At 37.4% G+C, this 22,996-nt stretch carries 22 protein-coding genes; 16 read left to right on the top strand and 6 right to left on the bottom strand.

Annotated features, from left to right (window positions below):
* The first annotated feature begins 197 nt into the window (after positions 1–197).
* A complete protein-coding gene (locus T479_RS22300; RefSeq protein WP_024364446.1) occupies positions 198–422 on the top strand; it encodes a hypothetical protein in 225 nt (74 codons plus the stop codon).
* Positions 423–633: 211 nt separating this feature from the next.
* On the opposite strand, the gene guaC is transcribed toward T479_RS22300, so the two are convergent.
* On the bottom strand, positions 634–1,617 hold the full coding sequence (gene guaC / locus T479_RS22295) for a GMP reductase (protein ID WP_029747417.1): 984 nt from the start codon (positions 1,615–1,617) through the stop codon (positions 634–636).
* A 291-nt stretch (positions 1,618–1,908) separates the two neighbouring features.
* On the opposite strand from guaC, the gene T479_RS22290 reads away from it, so the two are divergent.
* Positions 1,909–2,331, top strand: coding sequence for a VOC family protein (locus T479_RS22290; RefSeq protein ID WP_025220876.1), 423 nt, complete (start codon positions 1,909–1,911; stop codon positions 2,329–2,331).
* Between the two features lie 310 nt (positions 2,332–2,641).
* On the opposite strand, the gene T479_RS22285 is transcribed toward T479_RS22290, so the two are convergent.
* A complete protein-coding gene (locus T479_RS22285; RefSeq protein ID WP_025220875.1) occupies positions 2,642–4,591 on the bottom strand; it encodes a methyl-accepting chemotaxis protein in 1,950 nt (649 codons plus the stop codon).
* A 246-nt stretch (positions 4,592–4,837) separates the two neighbouring features.
* Between T479_RS22285 and T479_RS22280 the strand changes: the two genes are divergently transcribed.
* Complete coding sequence (locus tag T479_RS22280) at positions 4,838–5,212, top strand: VOC family protein (RefSeq protein WP_024364442.1); 375 nt, start codon at positions 4,838–4,840, stop codon at positions 5,210–5,212.
* Positions 5,213–5,327: 115 nt separating this feature from the next.
* Here the strand turns inward: T479_RS22280 and T479_RS22275 are convergent, their stop codons facing one another.
* Positions 5,328–6,074 carry a YybI family spore inner coat protein gene (locus T479_RS22275; RefSeq protein WP_025220874.1) on the bottom strand — a complete coding sequence of 249 codons (747 nt, stop codon included), beginning with the start codon at positions 6,072–6,074 and terminating at the stop codon, positions 5,328–5,330.
* A gap of 282 nt (positions 6,075–6,356) precedes the next feature.
* Between T479_RS22275 and T479_RS22270 the strand changes: the two genes are divergently transcribed.
* The 8 genes from T479_RS22270 (at position 6,357) to T479_RS22235 (ending at position 14,617) form a co-directional block, all read left to right on the top strand.
* Positions 6,357–7,523, top strand: coding sequence for an acyl-CoA dehydrogenase family protein (locus tag T479_RS22270; protein WP_024364440.1), 1,167 nt, complete (start codon positions 6,357–6,359; stop codon positions 7,521–7,523).
* 35 nt (positions 7,524–7,558) lie between these two features.
* Entirely contained in the window at positions 7,559–8,428 is an 870-nt protein-coding gene (locus T479_RS22265; protein ID WP_025220873.1) for a transporter substrate-binding domain-containing protein, read from the top strand.
* Positions 8,429–8,542: 114 nt separating this feature from the next.
* Positions 8,543–9,250 (top strand): amino acid ABC transporter permease, encoded by a 708-nt coding sequence (locus T479_RS22260; RefSeq protein ID WP_025220872.1) that lies wholly within the window; start codon positions 8,543–8,545, stop codon positions 9,248–9,250.
* A gap of 9 nt (positions 9,251–9,259) precedes the next feature.
* On the top strand, positions 9,260–9,964 hold the full coding sequence (locus tag T479_RS22255; RefSeq protein ID WP_227665391.1) for an amino acid ABC transporter permease: 705 nt from the start codon (positions 9,260–9,262) through the stop codon (positions 9,962–9,964).
* 13 nt (positions 9,965–9,977) lie between these two features.
* Entirely contained in the window at positions 9,978–10,733 is a 756-nt protein-coding gene (locus T479_RS22250; protein WP_024364436.1) for an amino acid ABC transporter ATP-binding protein, read from the top strand.
* Positions 10,734–10,976: 243 nt separating this feature from the next.
* Positions 10,977–11,714 (top strand): DUF4184 family protein, encoded by a 738-nt coding sequence (locus tag T479_RS22245; protein ID WP_025220871.1) that lies wholly within the window; start codon positions 10,977–10,979, stop codon positions 11,712–11,714.
* Positions 11,715–12,007: 293 nt separating this feature from the next.
* Complete coding sequence (locus tag T479_RS22240) at positions 12,008–13,420, top strand: YfcC family protein (RefSeq protein WP_024364434.1); 1,413 nt, start codon at positions 12,008–12,010, stop codon at positions 13,418–13,420.
* Between the two features lie 27 nt (positions 13,421–13,447).
* Positions 13,448–14,617 carry a M20 metallopeptidase family protein gene (locus T479_RS22235; protein WP_025220870.1) on the top strand — a complete coding sequence of 390 codons (1,170 nt, stop codon included), beginning with the start codon at positions 13,448–13,450 and terminating at the stop codon, positions 14,615–14,617.
* A 166-nt stretch (positions 14,618–14,783) separates the two neighbouring features.
* Here T479_RS22235 and T479_RS22230 read toward each other — a convergent pair whose 3' ends face one another.
* Entirely contained in the window at positions 14,784–15,974 is a 1,191-nt protein-coding gene (locus tag T479_RS22230) for a coenzyme F420-0:L-glutamate ligase (protein WP_025220869.1), read from the bottom strand.
* Between the two features lie 135 nt (positions 15,975–16,109).
* Between T479_RS22230 and T479_RS22225 the strand changes: the two genes are divergently transcribed.
* A complete protein-coding gene (locus T479_RS22225; RefSeq protein ID WP_029747416.1) occupies positions 16,110–17,030 on the top strand; it encodes a LysR family transcriptional regulator in 921 nt (306 codons plus the stop codon).
* Positions 17,031–17,066: 36 nt separating this feature from the next.
* Here T479_RS22225 and T479_RS22220 read toward each other — a convergent pair whose 3' ends face one another.
* Positions 17,067–17,954 (bottom strand): LysR family transcriptional regulator, encoded by an 888-nt coding sequence (locus T479_RS22220; RefSeq protein WP_024364431.1) that lies wholly within the window; start codon positions 17,952–17,954, stop codon positions 17,067–17,069.
* 113 nt (positions 17,955–18,067) lie between these two features.
* Between T479_RS22220 and T479_RS22215 the strand changes: the two genes are divergently transcribed.
* Complete coding sequence (locus tag T479_RS22215; protein ID WP_025220868.1) at positions 18,068–19,084, top strand: YeiH family protein; 1,017 nt, start codon at positions 18,068–18,070, stop codon at positions 19,082–19,084.
* A 125-nt stretch (positions 19,085–19,209) separates the two neighbouring features.
* Here T479_RS22215 and T479_RS22210 read toward each other — a convergent pair whose 3' ends face one another.
* A complete protein-coding gene (locus T479_RS22210) occupies positions 19,210–19,545 on the bottom strand; it encodes a heme oxygenase (protein ID WP_024364429.1) in 336 nt (111 codons plus the stop codon).
* Between the two features lie 326 nt (positions 19,546–19,871).
* Between T479_RS22210 and T479_RS22205 the strand changes: the two genes are divergently transcribed.
* The 3 genes from T479_RS22205 (at position 19,872) to T479_RS22195 (ending at position 22,988) form a co-directional block, all read left to right on the top strand.
* Positions 19,872–20,558, top strand: a complete 687-nt coding sequence (locus T479_RS22205) for a response regulator transcription factor (RefSeq protein WP_025220867.1) — start codon at positions 19,872–19,874, stop codon at positions 20,556–20,558.
* Positions 20,542–21,972, top strand: a complete 1,431-nt coding sequence (locus T479_RS22200) for a sensor histidine kinase (protein ID WP_025220866.1) — start codon at positions 20,542–20,544, stop codon at positions 21,970–21,972. The genes T479_RS22205 and T479_RS22200 overlap by 17 nt, the downstream gene beginning before the upstream one ends.
* Before the next feature lie 152 nt (positions 21,973–22,124).
* Positions 22,125–22,988 carry a peptidylprolyl isomerase gene (locus tag T479_RS22195; RefSeq protein WP_025220865.1) on the top strand — a complete coding sequence of 288 codons (864 nt, stop codon included), beginning with the start codon at positions 22,125–22,127 and terminating at the stop codon, positions 22,986–22,988.
* Positions 22,989–22,996 lie beyond the last annotated feature (8 nt).

Genomic DNA, 22,996 nt, shown 5'->3' with positions numbered 1-22,996 from the left:
AGAGAATAGCAATTTCACAAAAATTTGAGTTATTTGGTGTATTTTCTTACTTTTAATGAATATAACATGATAACGTAAACAGAAGATGCGTAATACTGTAAATAACTGTATAGTATTGTAAAAGAAAGTTTTTAAAAAATTTAGGCTGTATGATAAAATAGAGTTGCATGAATATAAAATAAAAGGGGTTTTTTTAAATGGCAAAATCAGCAAAATCTGATGCAAAAATTACACCAGAGCGTTTAGAAGAGGCGTTAAATGTTCGTGACCGTCTTATTATTGAGTTATTAGTTCAAGTTCTTGACGAGAAATTAGTCATTGAACGTCCTGTATTACGTGAGCGTTTAGGTAACCTTGTAGACCTTTCTGATCATGATGCAGAATTACAAGAAACTTTACATGCTGTAATCAACAAGCTGTAATATTTAAGCTTTAAAGGCGATTAGTAAAGCATAAAGATGTACTTCAAACAGGCAAGCTCCTTTGGGGGCTTGTTTCTTTGTCTATGGGATATTTCAAGTGCATTGTGTAGAGTTATCAACTTTCGCCATAATCGTATGAAAAGTGAAAATTACCCTATAAGATAGATTGTTGTCTATCCTATAGGGTACTTTACGTTAAGCTAATAAGTGCTTAGTAAACTTTATCGCCATTAAAAATTGAATTTTTTACAATAACGTAATCTACGTTGCGAATAGCCTCTAGCTTCGTGCCACCAGCATAAGAAATAGATGATTGAAGGTCTTGTTGCATTTCAATTAACGTATCTTTTAGGCTACCTTTATGTTCTACAAACATTTTTTTACCTTCGACATTTTTCTTCTCACCTTTTTGGAATTCTGATGCAGAGCCGAAGTATTCTTTTACTAATTTGCCATCGATTTCAATCGTTTCACCTGGCGATTCCTCGTGACCTGCAAATAAAGAACCGATCATGACCATTGAAGCACCGAAACGTACAGATTTCGCAATATCACCATTTGTGCGGATACCACCATCCGCAATAATTGGTTTCGTTGCAGCTTTTGCACACCAACGTAGTGCTGCTAATTGCCAACCACCTGTGCCAAAACCTGTTTTAATTTTTGTAATACATACTTTACCTGGCCCAATACCAACTTTTGTAGCATCTGCACCAGCGTTTTCAAGCTCACGTACTGCTTCAGGTGTACCAACATTACCAGCAATAACAAAGCTATTTGGTAAATGTTGTTTAATATGTTGAATCATACGAATGACAGCGTTTGAATGACCATGTGCAATATCAATTGTAATAAATTCCGGAACTAAGCCAGCACTTGCTAATTCTTCTACAAATGTATATTCCTCATCTTTTACACCGACACTAATGGAAGCAATTAAGCCACGGCTTTGCATATCTTTAATAAAGCTAATACGCGTTTCAGGGTTGAAACGGTGCATAATATAAAAGTAACCGTTTTCAGCAAGCTTAGCGGCAATACTTTCATCAATAATAGTCTGCATATTTGCAGGGACTACAGGTAATTTAAATTTGTGTCCGCCTAATGTAACAGATGTATCACATTCTGATCGACTGTTTACAATACATTTTGCGGGAATTAGTTGAATATCTTCATAATCAAATACATTATCCATTATATACACTCCTAAAATACGAATATTTTTCGATGTTTATTTTAAATTGTTCGCCATTTGGTAATTTACATGATTTTCAATGAAAAGTCAAAGATTTTATCAAAATAAATAAAAAATAGACAGTTGGAGACAAGAAAGGTACTAAAACATAGAAAAGCATATCCTTTTTTGACAGTATAATATGAATGTCAGAAGTAAAACTATGGAGGATTTCCTAATGATAAGATTAGCTTATCGTTCGCTATCTAAGTACAATAGAGTTGTTTCATAAATGACAGAGGAGTGGTGAGCATGGCAGTAGAGGTGTATTTAATTTTCAATGGCAATTGTCGAGAGGCTGTAACATTTTATGAGCAAGTTTTTAATACGGACAAGGCTGAAATTATGACATTTGGAGATTCACCAAGTGATCCAAGCTATCCATTACCAGAGGAAGCGAAAAATCTCGTTATGCATACACGCTTATCCATTTTAGGCAGTACGGTAATGTTTTCGGATACATTCCCAGGTTCACCGTTTACCATTGGTAACAATGTTACATTAGCTGTTGTAACAGATGATGAAGCGCAGTTACGACAAGCGTTTGAAAAACTGAAAGAGGGTGGCAAAGTGACGATGGAACTTCAAGAAACATTTTGGAGTAAATGTTACGGTTCACTTACAGATAAGTTTGGTATCGAGTGGCAGTTTAGCCATGAGGAAAAAGCTAAATAGGAAAATTGAAATAGGCTGGGACAAAAGAGAAAAAGTGTTAGATTGAACCTAATCAATCTAACACTTTTTTGCAATGTCGTTGTTGTCCGCTACGACGGTGCTTTCCGCTCAGCACCGTAAGCCGCAACTCTTGCTAACGCGCGGAATGCCCGCGTCTTACATGGTGTGCTGTTCCTGCGGGAGTCACCGTCTCCGCTTGAACACTTCTCTTTATTGCAAAAGCAAGAAGAGCTAAGTTTTACATAAATAGCAAAAATTTATGAACATCTTTTCTCTGTTCCTTAAATTTTTTTAGTTATGTCCCAGCCTCTTAATATTTAAAACGACCTACAAAGCTTTGTAACTCGTCCGCCATATCGAGTAAAGCTTTAGCTGCGGATGTCATCTCCTGCATAGAGGACAATGTTTGTTCAGTTGAAGCGGCAACTTCTTCAGAGGCTGCTGCATTCATTTTTGCATGATCAGTTAGCTCGATTGCCGTTGCAGTAACTTCTTCCACTACAGCTGATATTTCTTGAGCAGATGCAGAGATACCTTCCATTTTCGGTGCAATATTACGTAAACTTTCAGTAATGCTCGCGAATTTTTTACTTGTATCTTCTGATAGCTGTAAACCTTCATGTACATCAGAAGAAGCTTTGATCATCGTTTCCACCGATTTAGCCGTATCTTGTTGAATCCCTGTAATAAGCGAAGAAATTTGCTCAGCAGATTGATGTGATTGCTCGGCTAATTTTCTTACTTCATCAGCTACGACAGCAAATCCTTTACCGTGCTCGCCTGCTCTAGCAGCCTCAATCGCAGCATTTAATGCTAGTAAATTTGTTTGGTCGGAAATCGCACTAATGATTTCTAATATTGAACCAATTTCTTTTGTCCGATCATAAAGCGACTTAATCATTCTGTCTGATTGTGTCACGGATTCATTAATTGATACCATTTGATTTACAGTGCGTTCAACGGATTGACCACCTTCCTCGGCTTGCACAATCGCGTGGTTAGAAAGGTCTGTTACTTGCATTGCGCTATCTGCTACTTCAACGATTCCTTGTGCAATTTCTTCGATAGAGATAGCATTTTGGTCGATACCTGTTGTCTGTCTTTCTGCACTAATCGCTACTTGTTGCATCGCTTGTGAAACCTGCTCAGAAGAAGCAATATTTTGCTCTGCGTGGGCAGATAATCCTTGTGCGGATTCTTGTACATGTTGGACGCTGCGGTCAACATTGCGAATCAGGTTTTTCAAGTTCACTTTCATTGAAATAAATGCTTCACTAAGTAAGCCAATTTCATCCTTAGAGTGAATTTCGATAAATTCCGTTAAATCGCCTTCACTAATTTTTAAAGCACTATGTTTTAGTCGATTAATTGGATTTACGACAGAACGAATCATAATCAGCATAAACATTACACCCACAACAATGGACACCGCAATAATGATTAAGTTCATATTAAACGTTGTAGCGGCCGCCTTTGTCGCTTCAGCTGTGAACATTGTACCAACAAGTTTCCAACCCGTTAGTTCATTTGTGATAAATTGTAGCTGTCGATCAGCTTCTAAAATTGTGCCACTATCCTGTTCATAAATTTTAGCGATATAACTTTCAGTAGCCTTGGAACCACTTTCTTTATCACGTTGAGAAATATATAGTTTGTTGTTATCTAATAGTGAGGCAAAGCCTGTTTTTCCAATACGAATATCATTCGTAAGGGCACTTAATGTAGATATATTGAGATCTAATCCGATGACTCCGGAATTATCTGGCAATGCTTGTGTAATTGTAATAACCATGTCACCAGAAGCTTGTGAAATATAGGGTTCTGTAATCGTTACCTGCCCTTTGTTGTTTACTGCTTGTGTATACCAGGGTCTTTTTCGTGGGTCAAAGTCACTTTGATATTGCTGAGCGGGCTCATCGAGAATTTTGCCCTCACTTGTCCCAAAATAGACAAGTTCAATCTCTGGATGCATATTTACGTATTCTTTAAATAGTGACTTAAGCTCCGGCACTTTACTTTCTTGTAAGTAAGATTGATTAAGTTTCTTAGTAAAATATTGAATGTCCTCAATCTTTGGCTTAATTGTACTAGTAATATTCGTATTAAGCATACGAATACTTTCGTTTGTACTTGCTTGTTGTTCCTTAGAAATTTGCTTCTCTGCACTTTGATAAGAAATGATACCGATTAATAAAGTTGGGATGAGAAGCATTGCTAAGAATGAAAAAATGAGCTTTTTCCGTAAACTTAGTTTTGTCAATTGTATAATCCTCACTAAAAATGTTTTATTGTTATTGTTCTATACTTTTCCCGAAGAAGGTAAATAATAGACGACTAGCTAATTTTAACAAATATACAATAAAAGTTAAGCCCTTATCGGTTTTTATTTTTAGATAATTGATCGTATCGAAAAAATATCTCAAAACTTGAAAAACATTCTTTGTTGATAGACATAGAAATATTCTATTTGATGTATACTATTGCTCAGAAGAGGAGGGAATTTGTAATGATTCAACAAATTGGACAAGTAATGTTATATGTAAATGATCAAGATGCAGCTGTCGCGTTTTGGACTGAAAAAATAGGATTTGTAGTAGTAGCTGATAATAAGGAAGCAGGGATGCGTTGGATTGAAATTGCTCCTACAAAGGATGCCCAAACGTCATTCGTACTGCACAATAAAGAAGTAATTGCGAAAATGCAACCGGAATTAAATTTAGGGACACCTTCTATTATGTTTTACGCTGATAACATAACTGACATGTATCAAGATTTCCAAACGAAAGGAATTAAAGTAGGGGATTTAGTCATGATGCCAATCGGTAGAGTTTTTAACTTTGCAGATCCTGAAAACAATTACTTCGCTTTAGTGGAAAAATAAAAAAAGGGGGCTTTAAACCCCTCATTACTAAAAATCCGTAGGGCAGTCTACGGATTTTTTTATATAAACACCAAAATAGTTCTATTTCCAGAGGGCTACCTGTCTTAATGAGCGTTTATGTTAAATCCTCACCATAAATGGCTACAGATTGTCGATCAACGACAAACTCCCGACCATTCCATTTTAAAATGTTTTCAACATATCCTAACCCATCCGCATGATATCTGCCCGCAATTTCTTGATAAGCTAATAGTTCATATGTGCCATCACGATCAAAATCAACAGGGTATAATCCACTGATAGGGTCAACCCAACCTTCAATCGGTTGCTTTAATGTGCCATCTTGATTATAAATTTCCGCTAAGTACTCGGGTCCTTTATATTGTAAATCAAGAATATATTGCTTTTTAGGATTAAAACTCCGCACGGATGCTTTATAGTTATTTAAGTAGTTGACTGAGTAAGTTAGTTTATTATTAAATGACTCGGTATCAAATATTGAACGTACTTTGCTGTTTATAGATGAAAAAATTTCACCGTTAATAATTCCTCCACTACCACCAGTATCAGAAATCACCATAATATCTTCTATATGATCACCAGTAAAATCTCCGAGAAAAATGGTAGGACTATAGCCAACGTTTTCTTTCAGCCCAATTTGTTCGAATTGCCGTGTCTGCCCGTAAAAGATGACAAGTGTAATGTTTTTCCAGAGCGGGCTATCGGGTGTTTTAGTACCCATTAAAAATACAGTTTCAAAAAAACCATCACCGTTAATATCTCCAAATTTTGTTTGAATAATTTGAGGAGCCATTTGGGTCATGCTGATAGTACTTGGAGATGGATTTAAATTATTGTTCATTTATACACCTCTTTCTTAGTGTTAGCATATGTTTTGAATACAGCTTGGTGCATAAAATAAGTTGTGAAATAAAAGAGGGGAATAAATCCTATAATACTTACTAAAAAACTTGTGATTAGCCCATTGACAATTAACCATGTTGAAAGTATCATAATGTCAATGAATCAGAAAATTCAGTACCACAAGTTATCTCACTACTTAATGTAGGTAGAGATTTTTTTTAAACCGTTAATTCTTAGTAAATATATATGTTTTATATAATTTGGGAAGAAGGAGATTTTTGTGAAAGAGTTATTTATTAAAACGGAGCGTCAGCGTTACTGGCTAGAGCAGTTGGCTTCAATTGCAGAGCCAATCAAATCGGAGGCTGTAGAAGTCGACGAACAGTCCCGGTTTCCATTTGAGGCATATAAGCTACTATTACAAATCGGCTATCCAAAACTAACTTTACCGAAACAATATGGAGGAGAAGGATTATCTGTTTACGATATGATTCTCGTTCAAGAAACATTAGCTAGTTACGATGAAAACGCCTCTCTTTCACTCGGATGGACATTAGGTGTTGTTGGCGAAATATATGACAAAAAGCTATGGGCTGAGGATTTACTCCAAAAATTCGCACAGAAAGTACAACAAGGTGCCATTATCAATCGAGCTGTCAGTGAATTAGCAACTGGTAGTCCAACGCGAGGTGGCCGTCCAGGAACAAATGCCGTATCGACAGCGGATGGCTGGTTATTAAATGGCCGTAAAATATTTACGACTGCATCGCCCGTACTCGATTATTTCTTAACATCTGCTTGGATTGAAGAAAAAGGGCAAATTGGCTTTTTCCTCATTCATAAAGATGTAGCAGGGCTATCAATTGAAGAAAATTGGCAAATGTCAGCGATGCGTGGCACAAGCAGTCATGATTTAGTATTACAGAACGTAGTGGTTCCTACTAATCATTTAGTAGAATTGCCGAGTCATCCAAGTGGTGGCAAGATTAATGGCTGGATTTTGCACATCCCTGCAACTTACTTAGGGATTGCACAGGCAGCGAGAGACTATGCGTTACATTTCGCTAATCATCATCAACCAAACAGTTTAAATGCCCCGATTAGCACATTACCAAATGTACAGCAGTTATTAGGAGACATTGAATTAAAGCTACATCAGGCACGTTTTGTCCTTTATGGCGTGGCAGAGGCTTATGATGATCCAACAAGACGACATACTTTAACGAATGAAATGGCGGTTGCCAAGCATACGGTGACGAATATTGCGATTGATGTCGTGGATAAGGCGATGCGCGTTGTTGGAGCAAAAAGTTTACAGCTTACGAACCCGTTACAACGCTATTATCGTAATGTTCGTGCAGGATTACATAATCCACCAATGGATGATATGACGATACTAAAATTAGCGACAGCTGCCATTGAGCAACAAAAATTATCTGAACAGTAATCATATAATCACTTGAGATGAAGGAGAAATGACATATGTTTAAACAAAAGAAAAAATTATTTCAAATTGCAGCAGTTGGGTTGGCCTCTCTTGCTATTTTAGCAGGATGCAGTTCGGGCGAAGCTTCTAAAAATGAAACAGAAGATGGGGTTAAAGTACGTACTGTGAAGGTAGCATACGATCAAGCATCTAAACCGATTAGCTATATTGACGATAAAGGTAATCCAACAGGCTACGACGTGGAAGTAATGAAGCTAGTAGATGAACTATTACCTGAATATAAGTTCGAATATGTTGGAACTACAAGTGATGATTTATTAATCGGTGTAGAGCAAGGAAAGTACCAAGTCGGTGTGAAAAATGCATTCTTCACGCAGGAACGTACAGAGAAATTCATTTTCCCTAAAGAATTTTTAGGATTAAGTAGTGCAGGTTTAGTGCTACGCAAAGAAGATGAAGGGATTAAAACATTAGCGGATTTTGCGTCAAAAGGATATTCATTAGCGCCGATTGCTGCTAACAATGCCCAGTATACAATTATCGATGAGTACAACAAAGCAAATCCTAACAACAAAGTAAAATTACAAGCAGGTGATGCCTTTACTGTCGATGTTGTGCAATGGGTAAATGAAGGGCGCGTTGATGGTGGTGTCATGATTGAAGGTCCATTTAAGCAGCAAGTATTAGCGGAAGATGGCGCTTATCATAATTTGAAGGATGAGGTTGTTTATAACGAATTTGCAGTGATTAAAACATGGCCACTGTTCAATAAAAAAGAACAAGAATTTGCGGATGCTTATGATAAAGCGATTGCCCAAATTAAAGAACAAAAGAAAACAAGTGAATTAAGTAAAGAGTTTTATGGCCGTGATTTATTTGAAGTGTTAGAAAACGTAAATCGATAATTTTTAAAAGGCTGCCTGAGTCAAGTTACTCAGCAGTCTTTCTTAATAAACGGAGAGCGAAGGCGTTGAAATTTAGCTGCCTTTAGTGAAGACATTGATAAAGTTGGTGAGGAAATGGAGAAGTATTTTGATGCATCGTACATTTGGAACGCTATTCCCTTATTATTGCCGTTTTTAAAAGTAACCTTTTTAGTTGCAGGGTCTTCCATTGTACTAGGTATATTCTTCGGCTTATTATTAGCCGCTGCAAAGTTAAGTTCAATGAAGGTATTACAAAAAATGGCGAATTTATATACAACTATTATGCGTTGTACGCCATCCATTGTTCTATTATTCCTTGTTTATTATGGGGTACCTGCATTAGCGGAAAACATCGGTTTAAATCTTCATGCGATAGAGACAGCCTTCTTCGTCGTCGTGACATTTACATTGCAGTTTGCTGCAATTATGTCTGAGGTGATTAGGTCTTCCTATTTGGCTATTAATAAGGGACAGTTTGAAGCTGCTGTTAGTGTAGGGTTAACACCGTTCCAAGCTTATCGCCGCATTATTTTCCCTCAAGCGCTTGTGATCGCATTACCAAACTTCGGAAATGCCATGATTGCGCTATTACAAGAAGGAGCATTGGCATACACAATTGGGCTAATTGATATTGTTGGTAAGGCTAATTTAATTATTGCAAGTAATATTAATGCCCATGCATTAGAAATCTATATCGCACTTGCGATTGTTTATTGGGTACTGTCGATTGTGATTGAAAAATTCTTTGCTATGTTAGAAAAGTTTTTTGGCAAGGGAAAAAGAACGTTAGAAACAACGTAAGGAGGCGTAATGATGAACTACCAATTTTTAGTTGAAACCTTTTTTGTAGCATTATCGGGTGTACCGATCGCACTCCTTGTAACGGTTGTTGCATTACTCGTTGCTCTTCCACTTGGCTTTTTATTAGCACTGACACGCATTAATAAAATTCCGGTTATACATCATCTAGCAAAGATTTATGTATCCTTTGTTCGAGGTACGCCCATTATTATTCAGATTTTTATTATTTATAGTAGTATTCCACTCATATTAAAAATGGTTTTTGAAAAATATCATATTACCTATGACATTTATAAAATCAATCCAATTTGGTATGCATTTATCGTGTTTGCTTTTAGTACAACAGCTATTTTAATAGAAGTATTCCGTTCGGCACTTGGTACCATTGAAAAGGGTCAGCTAGAGGCGGCACATGCAGTGGGTTTAACGACATTTCAAGCTTATCGCCGAATTATTATTCCACAAGCATTAGTAGTGGCGATGCCGAATATTTGTACAGCAACAGTAAACCTAATAAAAGCGACGTCATTGGGATATGCGATGTCCTTACCAGAAATTACATTGAAGGCAAAAGTTGCTGCAAATGTGGGCTACAATTATGTGGAAGCATATCTTGATATATTCATCGTGTATTTAATTTTATGCAGTACGGTTGAATACTTGTTTAAGCGATACGAGCAACATTTGAGCAAATACAAAGTGGCAAATGCCTAAGGGGTGAATCTTTATGTTAACAATCAAAAATATTCATAAATCATTTGGCGATAATGAAATTTTAAAAGGTGTAGATTTATCGATTGATAAAGGTGATGTAGTTGTTATTTTAGGTCCGAGTGGCTCAGGTAAAACGACTTTATTGCGTTGCATTAACTTTTTAGAAAAGGCCGACCAAGGGCATGCGACATTCGGTACAATCGATGTGGATTTTCAAAATGTCAAAAAGAAGGACGTCCATGCTATTCGTCAACGTGTAGCGTTTGTATTCCAAAATTATAATCTTTTTACGAATAAAACAGCTTTAGAAAATGTGACAGAAGGACTTGTTATTGGCCGAAAAATAGCAAAGGCTGAAGCGATTGAAATCGGTAAAAAAGCGCTTGATAAAGTAGGGCTGTCAGAAAAATATGATGCTTATCCAAGTCAGTTATCTGGCGGTCAACAGCAGCGTGTTGGTATTGCCCGTGCAGTGGCCTTGAACCCAGATATTATTTTATTTGACGAGCCGACTTCTGCCCTTGACCCAGAACTAGTGGGAGAAGTATTGACGGTTATGAAGAACATTGCGAAAGAGGGCACGACAATGCTTGTTGTAACGCATGAGATGGGCTTTGCAAAGGATGTAGCTAACCGCGTTATTTTTATGGATGGTGGGGTTGTTGTCGAAGAAGGAAGCCCGCATGATATATTCGTTAGCCCGAAAGAAGAGCGGACGAAAAAGTTTTTAAAGCGTGTGATACCAGAGGATTATACATTTTATATTTAAGGTTTTCATTGGAACTAGTGAAACGTTTTTAGTGGCAGGGATGTAGCTTTAGTTGTTGTAATTTCTTTCTTCGGACCGATGATTTACGTTTTTATTTGTCATTACGTCCTATAGAATTTATACTTTTACTTGAAAAAAGGTTCAATTCTTGTAGGCATCACAAGGAGTTGAGCAACAGTTTTATTCGGAAAGTTTTTGAGAACTTACAGTAAAAGCTAAATTTTCAAAAAGGGGTTTACAACAATGCCACTTACTTTTGCACATCCCGCTGCCGTATTACCGTTCTCAAGAAAAAGTAAGTATATTCATTTTTCTGCCATGGTTATCGGTAGTATGGCGCCAGACTTTGAGTATTTTCTAAGAGGCCAGCCTAAGGGTGAAATAGGTCATACTTTTATGGGGTTTATTACGTTCAATCTACCGTTAGTAGCTTTCATCTACTTTATCTATCATTTCTTTATACACCAAACCTTCGTTCATTATTTGCCTAATATACTACAAGATACTTCTACAAATAGAGTAGATTCCAATAAATTGTTGAAATTAGTCGTGTTTATTTATTCTGCCTTGTTTGGCATGCTTACTCATGTCGTATGGGATTCCTTTACACATATAAATGGTTATATGGTGCTTACTTTCCCTACAGTATTTACTAAAATCTATCGTATTTATGGTTTTGATCTACCTTTGTATAAGTTTTTGCAACATGGTAGTACATTACTGGGGTTCATTTTGATATTTGGTTATATGTATTTCAGAGCATTATCTCAGAGACATAGAAATGCTACCGTTGGTGTTACAGATAAAATTATTTATTGGTCATCCTTATTCGTAATGACATGTTCATTAGTAATTAGTTGGTATGTCATTGACCATGTTCCATTTTTAAATTATGGCATTCTTGTTGTAAGAATAATCGATTCTTTTTTTATTAGTTTATTCATCATATCAATCTACTTAAAATATTGGCTAAAAAGGTAAAGTACTGAGATTTATCTTTAAAGAGACTGTTCTGGTAAATGGAACAGTCTTTTTTGTTGCTGAAAGGAGCGTGGGATTTTGGCTATATGAAGGGAGCATCTTTCAATTTTTTATTAAACAGAATTATCAAAAAATATTGACATTTAAGTTTTCTTTTTTTATATTTTTACTAATATATTTCCGTTTATCGGAATTAATTTCCGTATAGTGGAAATGTATATGGTGGATTTTTTGTCTTATGTAGCAAGTTGCTACTTTAAGGTTTTGTACTACGAATGCAAAGGGGAGAGAGGATGGCAAATCTACAAGAGAATCATAATGTTGAAGAGCCGAAAATCAAGGGGATTAATGCGTTTGTTTTAATGTTTATTATTATTTTAGTTATGAGTGTCCTTACGTATATTATTCCAGCTGGTCAGTATGATCGAGTTGAAATAAACGGGCGTATGGTTGTAGACCCTGAATCATTTCACTATATAGATTCGAGTCCAGTCGGTTTCCTTGAAATATTCAATAGTGTCCATTTAGGGATGCTAGAAGGTGCTTCCATTATTTTATTTGTTTTCTTATTTGGGGGAGCGCTTGGTATTATGCAAAAAACGGGAGCGATCGATTCATTTATTAAAGTAATGGCTTCTAAATTTGGTCAGAAGGAGTACGTGTTAATTCCAATTCTGATATTAATCTTTGGTAGTTTAGGAACATTAATCGGTTCAGCAGAGGATACACTTGTGTATATTGCCATCATTATTCCATTAACGATGGCTCTAGGAATGGATGCCATTACAGGCTTTGCAATTGTCATGCTAGGGACATTAGCAACTGGTTTTACATCTGGCATTACCAATCCATTTAACATCGGCGTTGCTCAAACGATAGCTGAATTGCCAATGTATTCAGGTATGTCTTATCGCATTATTGTATTTGTTGTGTTCTATCTTTTAACAGTAATTTATATTATTCGGCATGCAAAAAAAGTGAAAGAAGACCCAGCGAAAGGAATCTACGGAAAGTTTAAGAGAGAAGAAACGGTGGAACTATCTTTAGACTTTAAAATGAGCGGTCGTCATTTATTGGCTTTGCTGGTGTTGTTAGCGAATTTTGTTGCATTAATTGTCGGGGTTATTAAGTTTCAATGGTATATCAGTGAAATTGGTGGCGTATTCTTATTAAGCAGCATTATTATGTCGGTAATTTGTAAAATGAGTCCAAATCAAATGGCTGAAGGCTTTATTTCAGGAGCGCGAGATATGGTGGAGGGTGCTTTAATTATTGGCTTTGCTCAAACAATCCTCGTTATTACGACATCGGGTGGCTTAATTGATACTATTTTACATTTTGTAGCGAATGCAGTCAGTGTACTACCTGCTTCTATTAATGCAGTAGGTATGTTCTTGCTACAACTGTGTTTAAATTTCTTAGTGCCATCAGGTAGTGGACAAGCTGCTTTAACAATGCCCATTATGACACCATTAGCTGATTTAATTGGTGTAACAAGACAGACAGCCGTATTGGCTTTCCAATTTGGAGACGGTATATCGAATATGGTCATTCCTACAAGTGGTGTTTTGTTAGCAGGTTTAGCAATCGCAGGTATTCCATTTTCCAAATGGTTTAAATGGGTTTTCCCATACTTCGTTATTCAAACGACGTTAGCCATTATTTTATTAGTTATTGCGCACGTTATGAATTACGGCCCGTTTTAATTTAGAGAATGATAGGAGGATTTACAAATGATAAAAACAAAAGATTTACATCAACAGGTCATTGCTTGGAGACAGCATTTACATATGTATCCTGAATTATCACATCAAGAGCATCAAACAGCACAGTTTATTTATGAGCAATTAATAACATTCCCACATTTAGAAGTAAAACGGTTAACAGAAACGAGTGTTTATGCATGTTTAAAAGGGACGAAGACGGAGGGGCAGGGTCATACGATTTTATTGCGTGCAGATATTGATGCATTGCCAATTGAAGAAGAGACCGATTTGCCATTTAAATCAAAAAATCCAGGGGTGATGCATGCTTGTGGGCATGATGCACACCCAGCGATGTTATTAGGTGCTGCGAAAGTATTAGCTGAACGGGGTACAGATTTCAATGGTGAAATCCGTTTTATTTTCCAGCATGCTGAGGAGGTAACGCCAGGGGGAGCTGCTCAACTTGTGTCATTAGGTGTTGCGGATAATGTAGATTATGCATTTGCATTACATGTAAGCCCGGATTATCAAGTCGGTCAATTTGCCATGAAGGATGGAAAGTTTACGGCAGCTGCAGATGATTTTGAGATTAAGATTTACGGTCGAGGTGGACATGCTTCGACGCCAGAGGTTGCAATTGATCCGTTATTGATTGGGTCAGAAATGGTTGTGGCATTGCAAACTATTGTGTCGCGTAAAGTACCAAGCATTCATGCTCCGGTTTTAACGGTAGCTAAATTTCATTGTGGTACAGCCTTAAATATTATTGCGGATACGGCAGAGCTTGGTGGTACAATTCGTTCGCTTGATGCGACAGTACGTGTGGAGGCTCGTCACCATTTAGAGAAGATTGTCAATGGTATAGCGTCCATGCATGGGGCTAGAGTAGATATTAAATGGGAACTTGGTTGTCCTTCTGTAACCAATGACAAGGAGCTTACAGCTTTATCGCGTCAAATAGCGGGGGATATTGTAGGGGCAGAAGGTGTACAGGAATTACCTGCACCAATGTTTGGAACAGAAGATTTTGCCGATTTTTCAGAGATTGTTCCTTCTTCAATGCAGTATATAGGGGTGCATAATGAGGATTTTGGTGAAGCCTATCCTTTGCATCACCCTCGCTTTAAAATTGATGAGGATGCCTTGATTTATGGTGTTCGCTATTTTGAAAAAATCGCACGGACATTATGCCCTTAAAACCATCACCAGTGTGGGTGGGTGTTTAAGTGTATTGGTGTAAAGTATCTAGTAGTTAATGGGAGTAATGTATGGAAACACCCGCAGCGGAAATCAACGGCAGTAACTATCTACAACAATAAACACCCACCTTATGCAGGCGGGTGTTTATCGTTGTTATCGCGTATTATTTTGTATAGTTATCAAAATAACCTTGAATATAAATCATTGGTGTTCCTTTATCGCCTGAGCCTGAAGTTAGGTCAGAAAGAGAACCGATTAAGTCTGTTAATTTACGAGGTGTTGTTCCTTGAGCGGCCATTTGACCAGTTAAATCTTCGTCTTTATTTTGAATATATTCAGAGATAGCTGTTTTTAATTCTTCTCCGCGAAGATCAGCAAAATCATTATCTGCTAAGTATTTTAATTTTACTTCATTCGGTGTACCGTCTAAGCCTGCAGTGTAGGCAGGTGAAACAACAGGGTCAGCAAGCTCCCAAATTTTACCCACTGGATCTTTGAATGCACCATCTCCATAAACCATTACCTCTACTGTTTTACCAGTAGCTTCTTTGATTTTTGCTTGGATGCCATCAACGATTGGTTGGCAAGTATGTGGGAATAGTTTTACACTTTCCTCAGTTGCTTTGTTTGAGCCAAGTAGACCGTATTCTGCATTAAAGCCAGAACCATTAATAGATTCAGCTAAAATATTATCTAACGAAAATACCTTTTCAGCACCATTCGTTGTTAAAATACGTTTTGTACGGAAGCGAGTGTGAATATCGCAAGTTAGTACACTTTTTGTATAGGCTAAAATTGTTTTTGGATTGTTTGAGAAGATGACTTCACAAGCTGCACCTTCAGCTTCGATTAATTCTTTGTAGTATTCAATATAATCTACACCTGTAAATGTGTGTTTTTTATAGCCGAAATGCTCGCGGAACTCAGCTTCTGTTAAGGTATCAGTCCAAGGATTAATACCTTTAACATCTAGTTCGTCGATATCAACTAAGTGGTTGCCAACTTCATCCGATGGGTAGCTTAGCATTAAAACGACTTTTTTTACCCCTTTCGCAATACCACGTAAGCAGTTTGCAAAGCGATTACGGCTTAAAATTGGGAAGATCACACCAACTGTATCATCACCAAACTTAGCAGCTACATCCGTTGCAATGTCATCGATTGATGCATAGTTACCTTGTGCACGGGCTACAACAGATTCTGTTACTGTCACAATATCTCGATCCTCAATTGAATAGCCTTCCACTTTAGCAGCGTTTAGTACTGTATCGACAACGATTTGTTCGATGTTATCGCCTTCGTTAATAATCGGACCACGAAGACCTCTTACCACTGTTCCAACTACACGTTCCAAAATAATCTCTCCTTATTAAATAGCTATATGTTAATTTTTAATGAGATGAATAAAACCAATATGATTTTACTATACGCTCAGTTAATGATATAAGTAAAATTAATAGTTTAAATAATAGCTATAAGGAGAGCTTATATGATAGGGAAATTAGATTTATATCGTGTTTTTAGTGTCGTTGCAAAAAATAGTAGCTTTTCTAGGGCGGCTAAAGATTTATTTATGACACAACCCGCCGTTAGCCAAGCCATGATGCAGCTCGAAAGGGAGCTAGGCACTAGACTCTTCAACCGAACACCAAAGGGCGTCACATTAACGACAGAAGGAAAGTTGCTATTTGAATATACTAACTCGGCATTAGGTCTTTTAGATGCAGGGGAAGAAAAGCTGCTAGAATTTAAAAATTTAACGACAGGCCAATTGAAAATAGGGGTAGGAGATACAATTTCCCGCTTCTTTTTAATGCCATATCTTGAGTCATTTCATACGATGTATCCAAATATAAAATTGCAAATGTTAAATGGCACTACTTCGGAAATATGTAACTTTATAAAATCGGGTGAGGCTGATGTCGGGCTTTGCAATTTCCCGATAGAAGATGTCAGTTTACAATTAACCGCGTGCACGGAAGTTCAAGATATTTTCGTCTGTGGAGAGAAATATAAAACGCTCAAGTCAAAGAGCTTAAGTTTTGCGGATTTATTAAAGTTCCCCCTTATTTTTCTTGAGAAGAAATCGAACTCGAGAAACTATGTTGAAACTTATTTAATGTCAAAAGGTATACAAATTGCACCGGAGTTTGAGCTCGGTTCACATGATTTAGTGCTTGAATTCGCACGTAGTAATTTAGGAATCGCGTGTGTAACAAAGGAATTTTCAAAGGATTATTTACAGCGAGGGCTACTTTATGAATTGCCACTTGTAGAAAGCATTCCAAATCGTAGTATTGGGATGTGTTATTTAAAAAGTGTTCCATTGTCCCGTGCTGCTACAAAATTTATCGAGATTATTGAACGTAAACAAGCTCGGAAGCAGATAAACCCCCGAACTTTAAAATAAGCTTAGCGACTAGATGATAGCCTGCTAAGCCTTTTTTTATGCTTCGCTTTTCTTTGTAATCAATTCAATCAGTGCATCAACATTTCGTTTGTTTTTCATTGTAGGAGAGTGTAGATAGGAAAATGTCCGGATAAATCGTTGTTCAGCAAGTGGCAAAATAGCAAGATCACCATTTCGAAGGTCGCGCTCAATTACACTGCCAGATAGTAAAGATAGGCCTAGTCCTTCAATCACACTTTCTTTCACACCTTGGTTGCTACTAATGGTTAAGAGTGATTGCACTTGAAGTCCGTTTGTTCTAAATAGATGATCTAAATAATTACGTGTACCTGAACCAACTTCACGTGCAACCCAATTTTGCCGTTGTAATTGTGGAATCGTGATAGCAGATTGTTGAACAAGAGGGTGGTCGTTTGCGCTAACTATAAATAACTCATCTTCCATAAAAGGATGAATAATAAGCTCGTTGTCATGTGCCTGACCTTCAATAAGCCCTATATCTACTTGTAATAGTTTAGTAAATCGAATAATTTCATCGGTATTGCCAATAATAACTTGTAGCTCTAATTGAGGGAATTTGTGCTGAAGTTTTGATAACATGACAGGCAATATATTTTCTCCAATTGTAAAGCTAGCCCCTATTACGAGCGTGCCTTGAATCGAATGATGATAAGCTAATATATCTTCCTTTGCTGCCTCAGCAATAGCCATAATTTGTTTGGCACGCTTATATAAAATCTCACCAGTTGGTGTTATTTGCACAGACTTTGGCGAGCGGATAAATAAAGTAGTTTGCAACGCTTGTTCAAGGTTTTTAATATGCAGACTGACACTAGGCTGGGAAATATGGAGAATTTCTGAGGCCTTCGTAAAGTTATTGACTTCAACTAATGTAACGAACGTTTTTAACGCATCGTATTGCATCGTATCACCCCTTATTATTAGAAAAATTAATAATTGTAATTATATATATGTATTTTACTGATGATTAACTTTTTTATAAAGTATAATCATCAAGAATGAAAGAAGTGGACAGCATGAATCAACAACAGGGGATAAAGAATTTACTAGCGCCACCATTTATGAAGGGGATTATCTTGACATTAGGTCTTGCCTTAGTGGCTAAGTATATTTCGACATTTCCTTTTTTCTCAATATTGGGCCAGCTTGTAATAGCAATCATACTTGGGATGGTATGGCGAGCAATATTTACTGTACCTGATGTCTGGCAAACAGGTATATCTTTTTCGAGTAAAAAACTATTGCGATTAGGTATTATTTTGCTGGGTATGCGCTTGAATTTAGCTGATATTTATCATGCAGGAGCGAGCGTCTTTTTGATTGCCTTTCTCAATTTAGTATTTGCTCTCTTTGTTGTTTACTGGTTAACGAAGGTATTTCATGTCGATAAAAAGCTCGGCATTTTAACGGCTTGTGGAACAGCTATTTGTGGAGCTGCGGCTGTTGTAGCGATTGCCCCTCAAATTAAGGCGAATGAAAAGGAAACTGCTGTAGGTGCAGCGATTGTCGCCTTGCTTGGCACAGTATTTACACTTATTTATACAGTGGTGTATTCACTTATTGGCTTAACACCGACACAATATGGCATTTTTGCAGGAGGTACATTGCATGAAATAGCTCACGTTATTGCAGCAGCGGCGGCGGGTGGCGATGAGGCTGTAGATATGGCGGTCATTGTAAAATTAACGCGTGTCGCTTTGCTCGTACCAGTAGCGATTGTAATTGGAATTATGTATCAAAGAAGAAACAAAGAACAAGGAAACAAAGCATTTTCGTTATCTATAATTCCTTGGTTTATTCTAGGTTTTTTAGTTATGAGCGCTATTAATTCGTTAGGAATAGTACCACCAGCATTTGCACAAACAGTCGTAAATTGCGCATATATTTTAATTGCTATGGCGATGGCAGGCTTAGGATTGAATGTAGAAATGAAAACATTTAAGCAATTAGGCATTAAAGCCTTTATCGCAGGACTGATTGGTTCGGTATGTTTATCAATAGTCGGATATTTCTTAGTAGTAGTATTTCAATGACTAAGAATTGTTTGAGAATTGTTTGAGTGCCTGACACCAAGAAAAAACCATGCATATTTTCTAGAAATATGCATGGTTTTTTAGATAGAATCAGAAGATAATTTAAATAGGTTTACAATTTGTTATTAACGTTGTGCTTCGATAGAAGAAGCTAGCTCAGCAACGACAATTTTACTGCCGATAATTGGGCTGTTCTCAGGTTTTGCGCCTTCAGAGCCAGGCTCGGGACGGTGATGCGCCGCCGCAAAAGCATCGCTATTACGCCACGCTTGGAAATGCTCTTTCGATTCCCAGTACATATTAACGCTCATTTCGTCATATGTAGGATCGTCTGTAGAAATTAATACTTCTACTTTGTGAAAGCCCTCAAACTGTTGCAGTGGACCTGGCTTCGTAAAGTTTGGAGCCATTTTCGCAGCAAAGCCAGGCTTTACTTGAATACGATTGGTAACAATAATCATACTAATACCCCCTAATCATTTTATTGAAGATAAATTAAAGCAAAATCGAATGAATTATCAATGATTATCATTCGCAATCAATGATAAGTGTCCTAGGAAGTCATTGTCAACAAAATTGCAAAGGAAAACGATATTTCAAATGACGATATTGACTTCTATTCTTTATTATATCTCAACCAGTAGTTGTAGGCATTCTATAACTATCGTTACCATCTTGTTTTCAAATATACATACATAGGTTCTTTTGTAGCGTGTGCTGACATTTTGTTGACATAAATAGATGCTATTATAAAAAATCAACAAGCAAGTGGCGAGGTGGGAAAGTCATGATAAAAATATTAGTGGTAGAAGATGAGTTTGCAATTAGCCAAGTACTGAAGGCTTATTTGCAAAAGGTTGGCTATGAAGTTATACAATGCTTTACTGGTGGTCTTGCATTGGAATTGTTTCTGGAGCACCAGCCAGATTTAGTGTTATTAGATATTATGTTACCTGAAAAAAACGGTTGGACAATTTTGCATGAAATTCGCAATGAGGGCTCTTGTCCAGTTATTATGTTAACGGCTTTAGGCGATGTAAATTACCGCTTAGAAGGGTTCGATCAAGGTGTGGATGATTATATTGCGAAACCATTTATAGCGGACGAAGTTGTTGCGCGAGTAAAAGCTGTTTTAAGACGATTTGAAAGCAAGCGAGAATCATCTTTAACGAAGCGATTTGGACAGTTGGAAATTGATATGCAGGCACATCAAGTGTTCCTCAATGGTCAAGAAATTGTGTTAACACCACGAGATTTATCGGTATTATTATTTTTAGCTGAGCATCCAAATCAAACATTCACTCGTGACCAGCTTATTGAACATGTGTGGGGCTGGGAATACGAGGGCAGTGATCGAGCTGTCGATTTAGCAGTGAAGCGATTACGGAAGGCACTTACAGACTGGGATGAGGCAGAAGGAGAGATAAAAACATTACGAGGATTGGGGTATCAGTTAAGTGTTCAAAAAAAATAAGCGAATCTCCTTACTTCAATATTGGACGAGCCGTTACTTACTCACACTCTTTATAGGGCTAGCTATTATTTCTTTTATTTCTGCTAGTTGGATACGTCACACAACTTTGGAGAATCGACTAGACTTAATGAATTTTATAGCAGAGGAAACGGTTTATCGTTTGTCGGATTCAGCTGCTCCAAATAATAATACGCCCTCAGAAGGTATACCAGGCTTTATCGGCAATCGTGAACGCTTGAACATGAGGGAAATTGACCCAATCTTATATGTAGTTGATGGGAAAGGCAATATCTTGACAAGAAATCGTCCCATGCCACCGGGAAGTAGTGATAATGTGACTAGCTTATTAGATGGAGAAGAGGGAACGAAAAAAATTGTTGTGGAAGCTGAAGGAAAAAAGATGGTTCATTATGTGGTGAAAAAGAAAATTGTAAAAGAGAATAAGGTTGTTGGCTGGGTGCTTGTGTTAGAGAAGAAGGAAAACTTGACGAAAGTTCAACAAGCATATGGACAACTCGCCATCATAATTGGAGCACTTGCTATCCTCGGCTGGGGAGCTATCTATTTTTTATCGAAGCGCTTAGTGCGTCCGATTAAGCAAGTAGCGGAAGCGGCTAAACAAGTACAAGAAGGCAATTATACATTTGAGTTACCTCAAAATAGTAAAGAGGAAGAAGTATTTGAACTTGTTACATCCTTTAAGGACATGGCCAATAAGTTACAACAACTCGAACGAACGCGAACGGAGCTGTTAGCAGGAGTTACCCATGAGTTAAAAACGCCCGTTACATCTATTAGTGGGTTGTTGCAGGCTGTAAGAGATGGCGTTGTAACGGGGGAAGATGCCAAAGAATTTATTCAAATGGCTCTTTTAGAAACGACGAAAATGAAAACAATGGTTGGGGATTTATTAGCTTTTAACAGTTTTGCGGTGGATGCGATTCCTGTTAAGCTCGTAACGCTCAATGTCAATCACATTGTACGGGATGCAGTGGCACAGTGGGAAGTGATGGAGGATGAGCAACATATTAAGATACAGGTGCACTATCTTCCGGAGCCGGTAAATGTGCAAGCTGATGTTGTACGTATACAGCAAATATTCACCAATCTTTTAACTAATGCAAAGCAAGCCATGCAGGCTGGTTACGTGACGATTACATTAAGGGAAAATCTTGATTGTGTTATTATTGCTGTACAGGATTCAGGAAACGGAATATCACAAGAAAATCAGGCATTTATTTTCGAGCGCTTTTATCGAGGTGAGAATAAAAAATATACTGTTCGAGGGCTAGGCTTAGGGCTTCCATTAAGTAAAATGATGGCTCAATCAATTGGCGGCGATTTACGATTAGTTGAAAGTAACCCTTCTGGAACATGTTTTGAAATAATAGTATTGAAAGCTACTACGCAGTAACGGCGTGGTAGCTTTTTGTTATGCCGTAAGAGTAAGGGTTGGGCAATGTAAAAATTTATTGAAGGAATTGTAAAGCTGACATCCGACTGACACATTAGCCCTTTATAGTAAGTAATGTAAACGAGGACATACACGAAAGGATGTTATAGAGAATGGCTATATATTCAAGGTTTACCAATATCATTGCCGTTCCTGTTGCCTTCGTGCTGCTGTTAGCGGGATGTGGTGATAGTAGCGATTATGTGGCAACGGTGGACGGTGAAAAAATTCTTCAGACAGAGCTAGATCAGGCATTGCGCGAACAATATGGCGCAGAAGTGTTAGACACACTTATAAACAATAAAATCATTGCGCTTGAGGCAGAAAAAGAAGGTATTACTGTATTGGATAATGCTATTCAAGCGGAATATGATGAGCTGGTCGAGTCTTATGGCGGAAAGGCAGCTTTACAAGAGGCACTCGATGCCAATGGTCTAACTGTGGAAAGTGTTAAAGATAATATTCGCATGTATCAGTTGACAAAAGATGTTATGGCGAAAAGCATAGATATTTCGGATGAAGAATTACAGCAATATTTTGAAGAACACAAGGATGACTACGGTCAACAGGAGCAAGTGGCGGCTAGTCATATTTTCCTTGAAGATGAAGCAACTGCAAAAGAGGTTGAAGAGAAGTTAAAAGCGGGTGAAGACTTTGCAGAGTTGGCGAAAGCCTATTCCGTTGATACAGATACAAGAGAAGATGGTGGCGATCTAGGTTATATTCAGCGTGGTCAGATGGATGAGCAGTTTGAAGCGGCAGCATTCGCTCTTGAAAAAGGGGCTGTAAGTAGTGTCGTGCAGTCAGTAGAAGGTTATCACATTATTAAAGTAACAGGTAAAGAGCCTGCACAACAAGCTGTTTTTGAAGACGTTCAAGATGAAGTGTATGAAACCGTTTTAGAATCACGTATCAACGAAGAATATATGACATGGCTAACAACGAAACAAGAGCAATACAAGATTGAAAAGCAATAAAGGAAGGA

Source organism: Lysinibacillus sphaericus (assembly GCF_000600105.1).
Taxonomy (GTDB): Bacteria; Bacillota; Bacilli; order Bacillales_A; family Planococcaceae; genus Lysinibacillus; species Lysinibacillus sphaericus.
This window is presented reverse-complemented; position numbering and strand designations above follow the sequence as displayed.

Excerpts from the sequence above, each read along its gene's own strand:
- guaC (WP_029747417.1), bottom strand. The coding sequence starts at position 1,617 with ATGGATAATGTATTTGATTATGAAGATATTCAACTAATTCCCGCAAAA.
- T479_RS22300 (WP_024364446.1), top strand. The coding sequence starts at position 198 with ATGGCAAAATCAGCAAAATCTGATGCAAAAATTACACCAGAGCGTTTA.
- T479_RS22275 (WP_025220874.1), bottom strand. The coding sequence starts at position 6,074 with ATGAACAATAATTTAAATCCATCTCCAAGTACTATCAGCATGACCCAA.
- T479_RS22240 (WP_024364434.1), top strand. The coding sequence starts at position 12,008 with ATGGCAAATCTACAAGAGAATCATAATGTTGAAGAGCCGAAAATCAAG.
- T479_RS22255 (WP_227665391.1), top strand. The coding sequence starts at position 9,260 with ATGATGAACTACCAATTTTTAGTTGAAACCTTTTTTGTAGCATTATCG.
- T479_RS22220 (WP_024364431.1), bottom strand. The coding sequence starts at position 17,954 with ATGCAATACGATGCGTTAAAAACGTTCGTTACATTAGTTGAAGTCAAT.
- T479_RS22280 (WP_024364442.1), top strand. The coding sequence starts at position 4,838 with ATGATTCAACAAATTGGACAAGTAATGTTATATGTAAATGATCAAGAT.
- T479_RS22265 (WP_025220873.1), top strand. The coding sequence starts at position 7,559 with ATGTTTAAACAAAAGAAAAAATTATTTCAAATTGCAGCAGTTGGGTTG.
- T479_RS22195 (WP_025220865.1), top strand. The coding sequence starts at position 22,125 with ATGGCTATATATTCAAGGTTTACCAATATCATTGCCGTTCCTGTTGCC.
- T479_RS22245 (WP_025220871.1), top strand. The coding sequence starts at position 10,977 with ATGCCACTTACTTTTGCACATCCCGCTGCCGTATTACCGTTCTCAAGA.
- T479_RS22235 (WP_025220870.1), top strand. The coding sequence starts at position 13,448 with ATGATAAAAACAAAAGATTTACATCAACAGGTCATTGCTTGGAGACAG.
- T479_RS22205 (WP_025220867.1), top strand. The coding sequence starts at position 19,872 with ATGATAAAAATATTAGTGGTAGAAGATGAGTTTGCAATTAGCCAAGTA.
- T479_RS22250 (WP_024364436.1), top strand. The coding sequence starts at position 9,978 with ATGTTAACAATCAAAAATATTCATAAATCATTTGGCGATAATGAAATT.
- T479_RS22215 (WP_025220868.1), top strand. The coding sequence starts at position 18,068 with ATGAATCAACAACAGGGGATAAAGAATTTACTAGCGCCACCATTTATG.
- T479_RS22260 (WP_025220872.1), top strand. The coding sequence starts at position 8,543 with ATGGAGAAGTATTTTGATGCATCGTACATTTGGAACGCTATTCCCTTA.
- T479_RS22290 (WP_025220876.1), top strand. The coding sequence starts at position 1,909 with ATGGCAGTAGAGGTGTATTTAATTTTCAATGGCAATTGTCGAGAGGCT.
- T479_RS22225 (WP_029747416.1), top strand. The coding sequence starts at position 16,110 with ATGATAGGGAAATTAGATTTATATCGTGTTTTTAGTGTCGTTGCAAAA.
- T479_RS22210 (WP_024364429.1), bottom strand. The coding sequence starts at position 19,545 with ATGATTATTGTTACCAATCGTATTCAAGTAAAGCCTGGCTTTGCTGCG.